Below are 14,777 nucleotides of genomic sequence, written 5' to 3'. Positions count from 1 at the left end.
ACCAAATTGGTTAAATTTGCATCCCTTTTGAATACACGATATGTTAGATAAGATTAAAGCCTATATTAAAGATGTTGAAGCTTTTGAAGCTAAAACAGAAGCTGAAATTGAAGAATTTAGAATTAAATACCTTGGTAAAAAAGGTCTTTTAAATCAATACTTCTCCGAGTTCAAAAATGTGGCTAATGAAGAAAAAAAAGAATTTGGTCAAGCCATTAACCATTGGAAAAACGCTGCTCAAGAAAGAGTAAACACCCTTAAAGATGCAGTAGAGTCTACTGTAGATGATAAAGGTAAGTACGGCGATTTATCTAGACCAGGTGAACCTATTGAAATTGGTGCACGTCATCCTATTTCTTTAGTTAAGAATAGAATTATCGAAGTGTTTTCAAACATTGGCTTTAATGTTTCTGATGGTCCAGAAATAGAAGACGATTGGCACAATTTTACTGCATTAAATTTTACAGAACATCATCCTGCCAGAGATATGCAGGATACTTTCTTTGTAGAAAAAGATCCAGACGTTGTTTTGCGTACACACACATCTGGTGTGCAAGTGCGTTATATGGAAGAGAACAAACCACCTATTCGTACTATTTCTCCAGGAAGAGTTTATAGAAACGAAGCTATATCTGCGCGTTCTCATTGCTTTTTTCACCAAGTAGAAGGATTATATGTAGATAAAGGCGTGTCATTTGCAGATTTAAAACAAACCTTACAATACTTTACTACAGAAATGTTTGGGAAGTCTAAAATAAGACTACGCCCTAGTTATTTCCCATTTACAGAACCTAGTGCAGAAGTAGACGTGTATTGGGGATTAGAAACAGAAACAGACTACCGTATGACTAAAGGTACAGGTTGGTTAGAAATTATGGGCTGTGGTATGGTAGATCCTAACGTATTAAAGAATAGTGGTATAGATCCTGAAGTGTATTCTGGATTTGCATTTGGTATGGGAATAGATAGGATAGCATTATTACTGCACCAAATACCAGATATTAGAATGTTAAGTGAAAACGATGTCCGTTTTCTTGAGCAATTTAAAAGCGTTTTATAATGAAAAACTTAGTCATTACAGTATTAGTAATAGCTGCAATAGTTATTGGCATACTTACCTTTATTTCTGGATTAATAGATCTTATTCTAGGCGTTATAGGAATTGCTATAATGGCTGTGCTTGTTTTTATTTTATGGGGTGCTTGGAAAGTAAAGTCAAGTGACTAATTTCTTGTAACCTTTTTAATTTCTGTTTTAGTTTTTATGAAAAAAGACATTAACATACCTGAGTCTAAGGATATTTATATTGCTGCTGTGTTAGAAAAGCATCCTGAATACCATACTAAAGATTGGAACGCTTATATCATAAATGACGGCCAAGAGCCAGTAGAAATGGCTTTAATAGTTTCAAAAGGATTTAGTGATACTAAAATTACTGCAGAGTTTCGTCATCAAGTTAAATTACTACCTGCAAAGAGCTATGCAAAAATTGAGTTTTTAGAATCTAAAGTTCTAGCGTTAAACAATCAATTTTCAGTAACTTATTTCAAGGGTAGTAAAATGTTTGAAAAAACATTCCTATTTAAGGTTAATACCATTAAACCTGAAAACCTTAAAGCGCTTCCTGTTATGAAACTTGAGGGTATTTTAGGTAACTAATTATAACGAAAAAGGGAAGCCAAAAGCCTCCCAATTTCATCCCCAATACACTACACTTAATTTATTGTATGATAACCTTCTGTGTGTAAGACGCATTGTCGGTGTTAATATGTAATACATAAATACCAGTCTCTAGGTTAGATGTATTTAAGGTAGCTGTGTTTACAAGATCAATATTCTGATTTATAACCTTACGGCCATTTATATCATAAACCTCTACTTTGGCAAGGCCACTATTTTTATTAGAGTTAATGTATATTTGGTGGGATGCAGGATTAGGATATACTGTAAATAAAGCATTGTCTAAATCATTAGTAGCTAATACTTCATCACAATTTGTGCCTGATGGATCACTAACCGTAAAGTCTGGTGTTTGATCTGCTCTACTAAGTGCGGTGCCTTGTGAGGAAAGAGCTCCTACACCACGTCGCGCAAAAACTCTTCTTATGGTGCACTCATTTGCTCCAGCATATAGTGCTTCATCTGCCATAAGGATAGCATCTCTACCATCAACAAACCCAACATTTCCACAGGTTTGTAATTTTAAACCATCCATCACGAGTTGTAATGCCATATTATTGCCTCCAGTACCATAATACATATCTGGGTCAAAACCATATTCATCTATAAACGCCCAATACATATCCCATAAAATTGTAGACCATATGAAGCCTATACCATGTGGTACAGTAACTTCTGGGTTTTCCATATCTTCATATGTATACCCATTAACTGCTAAATCTGTTGAATAACGTGCTGGCCTAATCCCAGAGCCTAGTGCATCTTGTCCTAAAACATAAGTGCCAATACCTCTAGGTTGTTCGGCAGTATCAGTTATTTGTTGTGTCATTACTAATGCAAAGAAGTCACTCCAGCCTTCGCCCATTTGTTCTTCATAAAGAAGACTACTTAAACAACTTGTATTATTTCTGCCTCCTACTAATCGGGTTGAAATACCGTGACCATACTCGTGAGCAATAATACCTTGATCTAAATCGCCATCTTTCATTACTAAGTCTGAAAGAGGACCATTATCTACAATTCTTCCTGTTACAGTTTCACCATTATTAAGTGCATTAATTATTGGATCTCCATCTTCTAGAGAAAGTGAAATAGTAGGAATGTTTATAGGGTCTGTTGGCTCACCACCACCATTGGCAGGGCCTTCACCTTCAACATTATTTACAATAATTGCTGCTATTGCTCCAGCATCTTGAGCATTATAAATTTTTGTGGTGAATGTACATACACCTCGTTTAATTACAGCAATATTGCCATTTAACTCAGCAGCATTCACAGTAGTTGTACATCCATCATCCGTATCTGGACTTGGTCCTGCAGTGCCACCATTTGCACCAGTATAATCAGCACCATCATCTTCAATAACAACTAGGCTACCGCTTACTTCTGGATCATCAGATCGAGGAATATCAACAAAAGGGAATCTAGTTGATGCATATACACCATCTAAATCTCCTGACGAATATATGTTTAGAAATTCTCCAAATGGCGAAGCGCCCCACAAGAACATTTGCATTCTTGGGTTACCGCCATCTGCTGGTGTAGCAAAATTTGCATTGTTTAAGCCGCTACCATCTTGAGCTTCTGCAGCAACACCATCACCGTTATGCGCTGTAACTAAAGGAATATCTACTCCTGTGAAACGATCATAATCTTCTTCTTGAAAATTACCGTTATCTTCATCAAAACCGTACGCATAAAATACATCGTGTACATAGTTGTTCCATACAAATAGGTTAACTATTGTTGCCTCTTGGTAAACATCTGGTTCCTGAGTAAGATCTAAAGGAAAATCGAATACTAAATTTGCGCCACCATCTACCAATGAACCTGCAGAAGAAGCTGAGTTGGAGTTGTCTGAATCTTCATAGGCTGCAACATTGTTACCATTAGTGTTAGTTTGTAATACACCATCTAAATCGTGCCATCCACTTGGTGAAGGCACAGGTCTGCTGACGGGTTGTGTAGCAATTAATGAAGGGTTTATAAGTAACTCACGCTCACCGTGAATTGGAGTTTCTACTCTAAGAGGATATGCGTTATAGATAGCACCATCGTTTAAAAGACCAGCATTAGAAGCTCTAAAAGTTGTGTTCTCCCTATTTAACACTGATGGCGCTTTTGTATTTAAAATGTGTTTGTGTGATATATGTGAGTTTAAATTTGGTGCTGCATCTGTTACAACAGGCGCATTAAAGTTACACGATATATTGAGGTCGTATTTTGAAACTAATTCACCAGTAGAAACATTAATTTTAGACAACCACCAATGCGGCGTAGGCTCCTTGACGATAATCTCATAAGTTAACACGTAATTCCCATTGGCTGCTTTCTCATAAAATAATGGTGCAGTTAGGGTTTCTTGAGATAATTGCAGAGCATTGATGTCTTCTTTTGTAGCAAAATCTAAAAACTGCACATGATTTAGATCTGTAAGTCCCAAAGCACCAAGTGCAGCAGTTCCAGCTTGATTAGGTGTTAAGTTAGGTGCTGTTGCGGCACCGGTTAATTTGGTTTCTAAATTATTTATAAACGTATGCTTAAAACTAATGACCTTATTATCTTTTAAAACAACAGTTGCATTGGCATTAGAAACTTTTATACCGTTAAAGGTTTGTTGTAGGTATGCAACATTGTAATTTTTGTTAGATAGATTGCCAATACTATTTGTGTGAAAAGTAATAGCGCCAGACAATTTAAGGTCTTTCTTATGGGCAGAGATGTATGTTGATATAATTGAGTTAGTATCTTGCGCAATACCACTTAGAGTAAAAACAAAACATAAGAGACAAGTAAGTAATTGAGTAGAATAGTTTTTTTTCATAATTTCAGTTCAAAGTTTTATTTATAGTTCCAAAACTAAAGAACTTAAAGAAGTGAAAACTAAGATTGAAAAAAAATAATAAAACATTAACTCATTGTTGTATTTGGACGAGAATAGATACACTTTATAGGGATTAATGTAAAATAAATCAGAATATCAACAAATATTATGTTAAAGAAATGCTATTTTTATTAAAATTGAATCAATAATTTATATTTGTGTTAGGAGTTATAAATAACTAAACTGCTGAAAATGTCTAAACTAACTAGAGAACAGGAAGAATTAATAGAAAGATTTGGGGTTATCCAAGAACAATCTGGCTTTGCACCAGCATCTGCTAGAGTAAATACACTCTTAACGGTTTCCGACAAAACAAGTTTAACGTTTGATGAAATACGAGAGACCTTACAATTAAGTAAAAGTGCTACGAGTAATGCTATAAACAACTTATTGGTATTAGGACGTATTGGCTACAAAACACAATTAGGTGACAGGAAGCGCTATTTTTACTCTAAGTTAGATCATTGGAGAACTATGTTTAGAAAAGACATTTTGGGGCTTAATGATCATGTAAGAGTTTTAGAAGATATATTAAAGGCAAGGACTAAGGATACCAAAAGTTATAATCACGAACTTCAAGACTTGGTGAAATTTATGGAGTATTTTATAACAGAAAGTATAAGCCTAATAGACTCTTGGGAGCCAAAGGAAAAATAGGTTAGTCTAATTTTTCGGCTAACTTATCAAATACCTTTTTAGGATTCTTGTTTTCATATAAAATGCTATAAACAGCATCTATTATAGGAGTTTTGGCTCTTTTCTTCTTTTTGTCTTGGTTTATGGTGTAAGCACTTTTTGCAGCATAATAACCTTCAGCAACCATACTCATTTCCATTTGAGCACTTTTTACTGTGTAACCTTTACCAATCATATTACCAAACATTCTGTTTCTACTAAATACAGAATAACCTGTTACTAATAAATCTCCCAAATAAGCTGAGTCGTTAATATTTCGCTTCATCTTGTACACTTTTTTAATAAAGCGCTTCATTTCGCGAATAGCATTACTCATTAAGACACTCTGAAAATTATCTCCGTAGCCTAAACCGTGAGCTATTCCTGCTGCAATAGCATAAATATTTTTTAGCATGGCAGCATACTCTGTTCCAGTAACATCTTCAGATGTTTTTACATTTATGTAATCACACGTTAAATATTTAGCAAAGAATTTTGCGTTATCCTCATTAGCACAAGCTACTGTTAAATAGGATAAACGCTCTAAGGCAACCTCTTCTGCATGACAAGGTCCTGTAATTACACCTATATTATCAAAAGGGATTTCGTAGGTTTCATTTAAATGTTCGCCTACAATTAGTCCAGTTTCTGGTACAATTCCTTTTATGGCACTAAATACCTTCTTGTCTTTTAAGGGTATTGTTAGCTCTTGTAATTCACTATATATAAAAGCACTTGGTACTGCAAAGATTAGGTTATCTGCCGCATTAATTACTTCATTAATATCATTACTTAATTTTAGCTGCTCAGTATTAAACTCCACAGAGCTTAAGTAATTGGGGTTATGTTGCATTTTCTTTAAATGCTCTATAGCATAAACGCTACGCATATACCAATGCACCTCATTTAAATTCTCACAAAGCATCTTTACAATGGCTGTTGCCCAGCTTCCGCCGCCAATTACGGCAAATTTTGGTTCGTCATTCATAGTCTAATCTTTTCATCACCAAAAATACAAAATATGATAGCGATATATATTGCTGCAATACAATGGTTTGTGTTTTTGGCACGTCCTTTGAAACCCAAATTATAGAATCCCAAAATTAAACGTTATGAAAACGATACTAAATTTTAGCATGTTATTCTTTGTAGGGTTAGTGATGACGTCTTGTTATGTAGAGGTTGTAGATGATCAAGACTATGAAGTAAATAACCCAGAACCTACCTTACCTTTAAATCAGTATTTACAAACTTACGAGTTATGGTATTTAGATGTTGAGCAAACTGCAGGTGCAACTAGAGTACCTTTTTTAGAAATTGCTTTTACATTGTCATTTCAGCAAGGAGATTTGTATGCTAATAATAATTTAGTTGGCATTGGTTCTCGAGGTGGTGGTTTTGGCATACAAACAGGGTATTTTGATGCTTTTCAGGATGTTTTAGAAATTAGCCATGATAAAGATGGTTACCATAGGTTTCAAGTTATAGAAGGACAGGCAAATAAAATGATACTGAAAGATTTGTCATCAGGTACGCGATATGTATTTTACGGCTATCAACGTTCAACTTTTGATTATGATCTTGTGTTTTATAATAATATACATTATTTCCTACAAGAATATCAACTATGGGAAAAAACAGCAACTAGTGCAAATGGTTATGTAAATGCTTTTGATGAAGAAAACTTTATACAATTCTTACCATTTGGTCAAGGTGACAATTTTGAAAGCTCAATAGATGCACAAGGAACACATCCTAATGATGTCGTTTGGGATTATCAAGGTCACTACGAAGTTACAGATATCTCTAATAACGGTTACGTTAAAGGGCTTTATTTGGACTATGAGCCTATGGGAAATGAGTACTTTGAGATGACTATACCAGATGATAATACAATAATGTTATTTCATCCAGATTCAGAAAGCACGTATACTTTTAGAGGTAGAGGATATATTGAATATAAACTTAAAAATAGCACCTCAAAAAAACGTATTAGCAAAGCAGAATTTAAAGTGCTCACTAAAGATGGAGCATCTATATAAAAAAGTAATTATTAAAAGCCTCTTTAAAAGAGGCTTTTAAAGTTGCAATTGTAAGCAAAGTCTTGTTAATAGCTTACTGCTAAATAACTCTTAAAACATTGATAAGAATTTAAGTCGGATTTATAAAAAGACTCTTGTCTTTAGTGAGTGCTTTTTGTAAATTGGGTACTTATTAATAATTAACAAAAGAAAACACAATGGGATTATTTTCATTTATTAAAAATGCAGGAGCCAAAGTATTTGGTATAGGCAAAACAGACAAGGAAGAAGCTGCAGAAGCGGCTGCAGAAAACGCAGCTAAGATTAAGGAGGCTAATGAAAAGGCTGCAAGCTCTATGGAAGAAACAGTTAGTGATTTAGGCCTAGAGGCAGAAAACCTTAATGTAACTATTGAAGGTGATACGGCTACAATTACTGGTAAGGCTTTAGACCAAGCAACGCGAGAAAAAATTGTTCTTGTAGTAGGAAATACAGCTGGAATTGCTCAAGTAGACGATCAAATGGAAGTTGAAAATAAAGAGCCAGAAGCACAGTTTCATACTGTGGAAAAAGGTGACAGCTTAAGTAAGATTGCTAAAAAGTACTATGGTAATGCTATGAAATACCCAGTTATTTTTGAAGCTAATAAACCAATGCTTACAGATCCAGATAAAATTTATCCAGGACAAGTATTACGTATTCCTGCACAAGAAGATTAATCACATCTTTATAGAAAACAAAAAACCTGTCATAAGACAGGTTTTTTTATGTTGTAAATAGTAGGTTATCTATAAAAATTCATCTCATCTGCGTAAGACCACACGTGTTCTGGTAATAATGGGCGTATGTTTTTCTTATCTGCAATTGAAGATCTTATAAATGTTGAAGATATCTCCATAATAGGAGCTTTAACTTTAGTTATCTTAGGATGATCTTTAAATTGATGCTCTATAACACCTTCAGAAATTCTTGGGTAAACAAAAATACCATAGCGCTCTAAAATCAGGTCATAGTTTTTCCACTTATGAAGGCTTTTTAAATTATCCTCACCCATAATTAAATTAAACATGTAGTCTGGATACTTTTCTTCTAAAACAGCAAGTGTATTTACAGTATAATTTGGTTGTGGTAAATCAAACTCAACTGTACTTGGTTTAAGCTTAGGATAATGCTCTGTTGCAAGTCTCACCATTTCTAATCTATGATGATTATCTAGTAACGTGCTTTTCTTCTTAAACGGATTGTGAGGTGTAACAACTAACCATATTTCATCCAATTCTGAAAACTCTGCCATATGGTTAGCAATAGCTAAATGCCCAATATGAATAGGGTTAAATGTCCCAAAATACAAGCCTATATTCTTGTTAGTTTTCACTAGTCTTCTGTTGTATTAGTATCTGCGCCAACAAAATCTGAAACAAGATTATATGCTTTTGTAAGTGCAACATCTAAATTATCATTAAGTATAATATGATCAAATTGTGGTGCAGTCTTTAGCTCTATTGAAGCTTTTGCAACTCTCATATTAATCTTGTCTTCTGTTTCTGTTTTGCGTTTTTTAAGTCTAATTTTAAGCTCCTCTATACTTGGAGGTTTTACAAAAACGGCAAGTGTTTTTTCTGGATAAATCTCTTTAATATCTAGGCCGCCAACAACGTCAATATCAAATATTACATTTTTGCCTTCGTCCCAAATACGCTCTACCTCAGATTTTAGTGTGCCATAAAAGTTATCTCTATAAACTTCTTCCCATTCTAAAAACTCATCTTCTTTAATTCGTCGTTTAAACTCTGAAAGATCTAGAAAGTAATAATGTACACCATCTTGTTCGCCAAAGCGCGGCTCTCTTGACGTTGCCGAAATGGAGAACTCAAGATTTAACGATTGGTGCTTTAATAAATGTCTTACTATAGTAGTTTTTCCACTTCCAGAAGGTGCCGAAAATACTATGAGTTTTCCTCCTTTGCTCATTACAAAACGTTTAGTAGTTGTTCTTTAATTTTTTCCAGCTCATCCTTCATCTGAACAACAAGTTGTTGCATTGGTGCATAGTTAGATTTAGATCCTATCGTGTTTATTTCACGACCAATTTCTTGACTTATAAAACCAAGCTTTTTTCCGTTGGAGTCTGCGCTATTTATAGTTTCTGTAAAATAAGAAAGGTGGTTGTCTAACCTCGTTTTTTCCTCGGTAATGTCATATTTTTCAATATAGTAAACAAGTTCTTGCTCAAACCTGTTTTCGTCTACGCTTTCTTTTAACTCTTCAATTCCTTTTCGAAGGCGTTCTTTAACTTGGTTTATACGATCTGGATCTATCTTAATAACCTCTTCAAGCAAATTCTTAATATTAGAAATTCGAAGATTAAAGTCGTCCTCTAAAGCTTTGCCTTCATCTGTTCTAAATCTATTTATTTCAACTAAGGCTTCTTTTAAAGTATTTAAGATAGAGTCGTATTCTGTCTCATCAATTTCTTCGCGAACTGTCTTTAGGGCATCTGGCATTTTTATAGCCATCTTTAAGAGTTCTGTATCATCAGAAGCTACTACTTGCTTAAGTTGTTGCATATAAGACTTTACAACCTCGCTGTTAATAGCGCTAGTCGTATCGTCTGATGTAGTTTCAATATACAAGCTAAAGTCTACCTTTCCGCGCATTAGTGAAGATGCAATAAGCTTACGCATATCTAACTCTTTTTCACGATATTGGTTAGGCATACGAGCATTTAGGTCTAAACTCTTGCTATTAAGAGATTTAATCTCTATCGATATTTTTTTGGTAGGCAATTGTAATGTGCTTTTGCCAAAGCCAGTCATGGATTGAATCATAAATGATTTTTAAGAAGTTGCAAAGTTACTAATTCTAAACCGATGAAGTTAACATTTAAGATGTTACTCTTCTTCACTACTAGTAACTCCAGTTGGAGGTAAATCAAATTCATCAACTACACTTTTAGGGCTACCACTTTTTGTGTAGTGTCTTTTTAAGTGAGATTCTGTTAGGGGTAAGATTAAAACTACTAAAAGCACTAAAACTATAACCGTTATTAATGCGCTATACTCTGGAATTAAGACATAACTAGCGCCACTTACAAGAAATGTAAACACCGCAAAGCGTATCATCCAAATTGAAGAAAATGTATTTGCACTATCCCAAGTATCTTGATTAGTCATAGATCTAGGTGTGCGATAACCGTATACTGAGTTAATTTTCTTTGGTGGAAATTTATAGAAAATTATACCTAGTACGAGCAATATAAATGCACAGCTCAATCCAGTAATAAGTTGATGGTTAATATCCATAAATAAGAATAATTACGCTTTAAAGTAACAAATTTAGTTGAAAAATCAATATAAAGATCATTATTGTATTGAGGTTTAGATACCGTTTGGTATCTTTGTTGTATGCGAAACGCAACAGCAACAAAACAAAAGATTTTAATAGAGAGCGCCAACCTGTTTAATACACAAGGTTACAAGGCCACCTCTATAAGTGATATTACTAAAGCAACTGGTCTTACAAAAGGTGCTATTTATAGGCATTTTGAAAGTAAGCAGGACTTAGAGCAACAGGCATTACGTAATTTATCTAGGCTGTTGTTTTCTAATTTAGGGTCTAGCATAAAGGAAGCGAAAACTTTTAAAACAAAGTTTGATGCCATATTCGAATTTTTTGAGAATTATATGGAATCTCCTTATTATGAAGGTGGTTGCCCTCTTATGAATGTTGCTGTTGAGGTAGATGACTCTAACTCTGTATTAAGACAACAAGCATTTAATATGTTGGCGCAACTTAGAGCTTCTATTAAGGTGCTTTTTCAAAACGGTATAAAAAACAAGCAGGTAAAACCAGATATAGATATAGAGTTTTATGCTACTATAGTTATATCTTCTTTAGAAGGTGGAATAATGATGAGTAAACTAGAACGAAATAAGAATGCCATTACCCATTGCGTAAAACACCTTGAGATGGTTATACAATCTGTAAGTCTTTAAAACCGATCTTAAATACCAATTGGTATCAAAATAAATTTATGAAGAATTTCATATTAAAAATATTAGGATTTATAATTAATAGCACAGCGCCTGTGTTCCCAAGTTGGAATAGGGAGTTTAGTTTTAAGTTGTTGTGTAGAGTAAAACGTGTAGGAATTACAGAAAAAGGAGAAGCGTTTTTTAAAAAAAGTATAAAACACAATTTTGAGATTAACAATCAAAATGTTGTGTTGCATAAATGGGGCATAGGCAAAAAACGTTTGTTTTTTGTTCATGGTTGGATGAGTAATTCACAACGGTGGCAGCCTTATATAGATCAACTCGATTTAACCGAATATACAGCGTACGCCTTAGATGCCCAAGGACACGGATTGTCTGATGGTAATGCTCTTAACTTTGAAATTTACCGTAAAGCAATTGCGGCTTCAGAAAAACATATAGGCCATATTCATACTATGGTTTGTCACTCATTGGGTAGTATGGTTACTGCGTATGCTTTTTTAGTAAACACCAACTTAAATGTAAGTAGCTATGTAATTATGGGTGCGCCTTCTGGGATGGGTGCCATCTTCACATACTTTAAAGTGATGTTGGGCTTGTCAACAAAATCAATTCAAAATTTATTAATAAAAGTAAATGAGGTTTTAAAACTTCCTGCAGATAGAGTGACAATGGCGCAATTCTTTAAATTGATAGATAAGCCAATCTTGGTTATTCATGAAACTCAAGATAAGGTAACACCAATATTACCAATACAGGAAGGCGTAAAACAAAACCCAGATATTAAAACATTTTACACAGAAGGTTTAGGACACAATCTTGAAAGTGATATTGTGGTAAACGCTGTGTTAGAAAGAATTAAATTAATTAATAAACAACCACAAGAAACCTACTAATATGTTTACAAAAGAATTTGATATAAGATGGAGCGATTTAGATGCGAATCGTCATTTAGCAAACTCTGCATTTATAAATTTTATGAGTCACACCAGAATGGCTTACCTAATTGAAAATGGTTTTGGCCAAAAAGAAATGGCCAAATATAATATTGGCCCAGTCATTTTTTACGAACACATCTTTTACTTTAGAGAAGTATTACAAGGCAAACCTATTAAAGTATCTTTTGAGGTTGGTGGCGTTAGTGAAGATGGTTCACTTTTTAAATTTGTCCATAATTTTTACGATTCAAATGGAAAAAACTTAGCGACTTGCGATATGTTAGGATGCTGGATGGATCTTAAAGAACGTAAGATGACTACATTCCCAAAAGAACTTAACCATGTTCTAGAAAATGCTCCAAAATCTGAAGATTTCAAGATTTTAACCAAAGAAGATACTAGAGCATTTGGAAAGATGCCAAAAGATTTAGATTAAGGAACTTTATGACCTTGACTTGCAATTAGGAGCTCAAACCAATCTTGTATGTCAAGGTTTATTTCTTGTGCTTTAACTGCTGCTTTAGCATGAGAAACCTTAGATGTTCCAATTACTGGATGTATACCAGAAGGATGCTTTAGTAGCCAAGCAATAAGAATTTGGTCTGTAGTAGTTCTGTATTTAGCGCGTAGTGTTTCTAAGACATTTTGTACACGCATAGTTTGTTGTGTATGTTCCTTAAAAATACTACCTAAAGGAGACCAGGCCATTGGCAGTATATCCTTAGTAACCATATCATCTAAAACACCATTTAGCATTGGTTCATACTGGGTAATACTACACTCAATTTGATTACCAGAAACCTTAATATGTTTTTCTAGCATAGCAACCTGGCTTGGTGTAAAATTTGAAACCCCAAAAGATTTAATTTTACCTTCTGTAAGTAGCCTTTCAATCGCGCCTTTTATTTCTAAAGGATCCATAAGTGGACTTGGTCTATGAAGCAGCAACAAATCTAAATAGTTGGTGTTTAGTTTTTGTAAAGACCGTTCTGTGTTCTCCAATATGTAGGTAGCATCATATTGGTAATGTTTTACACGGTTATACGGTCGTTCATCAGAAAGATACTGTATGCCTAGTTTAGAGATGAGTTGTACATCTTCACGGTTTACACCACTTTCTTTAAATGCTTTTCCAAATTCAGCTTCAGTAGTATAACCACCATAAATATCTGCGTGATCAAAAGTTGTTATGCCAAGGTTTAATACGTGTTCAATTTGTTCTGCCATTTGTTGGGTGCTCATTTTTGCTCCCCAAGCACCCCAATTCATTACTCCTTGAATAATTCTTGAAAACTGTAATTTTTCCTGCAACATAGTTCTAATCTTTTCGTATTTGTTAGTTACTGAAACTTATCTAATGCGAAAGTACATATATTGATAAGGCTTTGGTAACTTACACGTTTAAATAAAAGTTGGTTTTTAAAAGCGACTTTTTTAAGATATTTTTTAAAAATAGGAATTTGTTTAGCTTTAGTTAGCTTTTTAAATTTGTGAATTAAATAATTGAATCTATGGAACAAAACACGTCGATAGACATTGCGAGTTTAAATGAAAAAATAGAAAAAGAAAGTGCTTTTGTAGATGTACTTTCATTAGAAATGAGAAAGGTAATTGTTGGCCAAAAGCATATGGTAGAGCGTTTGCTTATTGGTCTTTTAGGACAAGGTCATATCTTATTAGAAGGTGTGCCAGGTTTGGCAAAAACCTTAGCAATAAACACGTTGTCTAAAGCTGTTCACGGGACATTTAGCCGTATTCAATTTACGCCAGACTTATTGCCTGCAGATGTTGTGGGAACTATGATCTACAATATGAAGCTTAATGACTTTAGCATTAAGAAAGGTCCTATTTTTGCTAATTTCGTATTGGCAGATGAGATAAACCGTGCTCCTGCCAAGGTACAATCTGCTTTATTAGAAGCTATGCAGGAAAAGCAAGTGACCATAGGAGATGAAACCTTTGTGTTAGATAAGCCTTTCTTAGTTATGGCAACACAAAACCCAGTAGAGCAAGAAGGAACTTATCCTTTGCCAGAAGCCCAAGTAGACCGTTTCATGTTAAAAACAGTGATAGATTATCCTAAGATGGATGAGGAGCAAATGGTAATGCGTGCTAACCTAAAAGGCAGTTTTGAAACTGTAAATCCAGTTGTATCTATAGATCAAATTTTGAGAGCCCAACTAGCTGTTAAAGAAGTTTATATGGATGAGAAGATAGAGAAGTATATTCTAGACATCATCTTCGCAACACGTTATCCAGAACAATACAATCTTAATGATATTAAACCATTAATAAACTTTGGAGCTTCACCTCGTGGTAGTATAAACCTTGCAAACGCAGCAAAGTGCTATGCCTTTATTAAGCGTAGAGGTTATGTTGTGCCAGAAGATGTGCGTGCAGTAGTACATGATGTACTCAGGCATCGTATTGGGTTAACCTATGAAGCTGAAGCAGAAAATGTTACCAGCGTAGATCTTATAAATAAAATTGTAAATGAGATTGAAGTGCCATAGTAGTTTCTGAGCTTTAGTAATTAGGAAGTAATGCTTTGAGTTACTAATCTCTTCTTGCTAAGCACTTAACT

The 14,777-nt window shown here is 34.2% G+C and carries 17 protein-coding genes; 10 read left to right on the top strand and 7 right to left on the bottom strand.

Going from position 1 to position 14,777, the window contains the following annotated elements; all coding sequences use genetic code 11:
- Positions 1 to 40: 40 nt before the first annotated feature.
- The 3 genes from pheS to CL818_RS07950 are packed head-to-tail and all read left to right on the top strand — an operon-like array spanning position 41 to position 1,659.
- Entirely contained in the window at positions 41 to 1,060 is a 1,020-nt protein-coding gene (gene pheS / locus CL818_RS07960) for a phenylalanine--tRNA ligase subunit alpha (RefSeq protein ID WP_272972993.1), read from the top strand.
- Complete coding sequence (locus tag CL818_RS07955; protein ID WP_272972994.1) at positions 1,060 to 1,227, top strand: hypothetical protein; 168 nt, start codon at positions 1,060 to 1,062, stop codon at positions 1,225 to 1,227. Before pheS ends, CL818_RS07955 begins: the two co-directional genes overlap by 1 nt.
- Positions 1,228 to 1,263: 36 nt before the next feature.
- Positions 1,264 to 1,659 (top strand): hypothetical protein, encoded by a 396-nt coding sequence (locus CL818_RS07950; RefSeq protein ID WP_272972995.1) that lies wholly within the window; start codon positions 1,264 to 1,266, stop codon positions 1,657 to 1,659.
- 61 nt (positions 1,660 to 1,720) lie between these two features.
- On the opposite strand, the gene CL818_RS07945 is transcribed toward CL818_RS07950, so the two are convergent.
- Positions 1,721 to 4,504 carry a T9SS-dependent M36 family metallopeptidase gene (locus tag CL818_RS07945; RefSeq protein ID WP_272972996.1) on the bottom strand — a complete coding sequence of 928 codons (2,784 nt, stop codon included), beginning with the start codon at positions 4,502 to 4,504 and terminating at the stop codon, positions 1,721 to 1,723.
- 252 nt (positions 4,505 to 4,756) lie between these two features.
- On the opposite strand from CL818_RS07945, the gene CL818_RS07940 reads away from it, so the two are divergent.
- Positions 4,757 to 5,221, top strand: coding sequence for a GbsR/MarR family transcriptional regulator (locus tag CL818_RS07940; protein ID WP_272972997.1), 465 nt, complete (start codon positions 4,757 to 4,759; stop codon positions 5,219 to 5,221).
- A 1-nt stretch (position 5,222) separates the two neighbouring features.
- Here the strand turns inward: CL818_RS07940 and CL818_RS07935 are convergent, their stop codons facing one another.
- Entirely contained in the window at positions 5,223 to 6,227 is a 1,005-nt protein-coding gene (locus tag CL818_RS07935) for an NAD(P)H-dependent glycerol-3-phosphate dehydrogenase (protein ID WP_013186211.1), read from the bottom strand.
- Between the two features lie 124 nt (positions 6,228 to 6,351).
- Between CL818_RS07935 and CL818_RS07930 the strand changes: the two genes are divergently transcribed.
- A complete protein-coding gene (locus CL818_RS07930; protein ID WP_272972998.1) occupies positions 6,352 to 7,281 on the top strand; it encodes a nicotinic acid mononucleotide adenyltransferase in 930 nt (309 codons plus the stop codon).
- Between the two features lie 197 nt (positions 7,282 to 7,478).
- Positions 7,479 to 7,979 (top strand): peptidoglycan-binding protein LysM, encoded by a 501-nt coding sequence (gene lysM / locus CL818_RS07925; protein ID WP_013186209.1) that lies wholly within the window; start codon positions 7,479 to 7,481, stop codon positions 7,977 to 7,979.
- Positions 7,980 to 8,044: 65 nt separating this feature from the next.
- On the opposite strand, the gene nadD is transcribed toward lysM, so the two are convergent.
- From nadD to CL818_RS07905, 4 genes are all read right to left on the bottom strand, one after another.
- Positions 8,045 to 8,635, bottom strand: a complete 591-nt coding sequence (gene nadD / locus CL818_RS07920; protein ID WP_272972999.1) for a nicotinate (nicotinamide) nucleotide adenylyltransferase — start codon at positions 8,633 to 8,635, stop codon at positions 8,045 to 8,047.
- The gene (gene gmk, locus CL818_RS07915; protein WP_013186207.1) at positions 8,635 to 9,231 is read right to left on the bottom strand and encodes a guanylate kinase; all 597 of its coding nucleotides are present in this window, start codon (positions 9,229 to 9,231) and stop codon (positions 8,635 to 8,637) included. Before gmk ends, nadD begins: the two co-directional genes overlap by 1 nt.
- On the bottom strand, positions 9,231 to 10,088 hold the full coding sequence (locus CL818_RS07910) for a YicC/YloC family endoribonuclease (protein WP_041240857.1): 858 nt from the start codon (positions 10,086 to 10,088) through the stop codon (positions 9,231 to 9,233). The genes gmk and CL818_RS07910 overlap by 1 nt, the downstream gene beginning before the upstream one ends.
- Before the next feature lie 63 nt (positions 10,089 to 10,151).
- On the bottom strand, positions 10,152 to 10,433 hold the full coding sequence (locus CL818_RS07905) for an SdpI family protein (protein WP_412101577.1): 282 nt from the start codon (positions 10,431 to 10,433) through the stop codon (positions 10,152 to 10,154).
- 231 nt (positions 10,434 to 10,664) lie between these two features.
- On the opposite strand from CL818_RS07905, the gene CL818_RS07900 reads away from it, so the two are divergent.
- From CL818_RS07900 to CL818_RS07890, 3 genes are read left to right on the top strand one after another with little or no spacing between them, the layout of a single operon-like run.
- A complete protein-coding gene (locus CL818_RS07900; RefSeq protein WP_219359881.1) occupies positions 10,665 to 11,255 on the top strand; it encodes a TetR/AcrR family transcriptional regulator in 591 nt (196 codons plus the stop codon).
- A gap of 38 nt (positions 11,256 to 11,293) precedes the next feature.
- Entirely contained in the window at positions 11,294 to 12,151 is an 858-nt protein-coding gene (locus CL818_RS07895; RefSeq protein ID WP_219359882.1) for an alpha/beta fold hydrolase, read from the top strand.
- 1 nt (position 12,152) lies between these two features.
- Positions 12,153 to 12,629, top strand: coding sequence for an acyl-CoA thioesterase (locus CL818_RS07890; protein WP_272973001.1), 477 nt, complete (start codon positions 12,153 to 12,155; stop codon positions 12,627 to 12,629).
- On the opposite strand, the gene CL818_RS07885 is transcribed toward CL818_RS07890, so the two are convergent.
- Positions 12,626 to 13,507: an aldo/keto reductase gene (locus tag CL818_RS07885; protein ID WP_272973002.1), complete on the bottom strand. Its 882-nt coding sequence runs from the start codon at positions 13,505 to 13,507 to the stop codon at positions 12,626 to 12,628. The two genes, CL818_RS07890 and CL818_RS07885, sit on opposite strands and share 4 nt — an antisense overlap.
- Positions 13,508 to 13,704: 197 nt before the next feature.
- Here CL818_RS07885 and CL818_RS07880 point away from each other — a divergent pair, with 197 nt between their 5' ends.
- Positions 13,705 to 14,706 carry an AAA family ATPase gene (locus tag CL818_RS07880; RefSeq protein ID WP_283642804.1) on the top strand — a complete coding sequence of 334 codons (1,002 nt, stop codon included), beginning with the start codon at positions 13,705 to 13,707 and terminating at the stop codon, positions 14,704 to 14,706.
- Positions 14,707 to 14,777 lie beyond the last annotated feature (71 nt).

Origin of the sequence: Croceibacter sp. (assembly GCF_002716225.1) — a bacterium.
GTDB classification, from domain to species: Bacteria; Bacteroidota; Bacteroidia; order Flavobacteriales; family Flavobacteriaceae; genus Croceibacter; species Croceibacter atlanticus.
The sequence above is the reverse complement of the archived record's forward strand: the minus strand, read 5'-3'. Positions and strand labels throughout refer to the sequence as shown.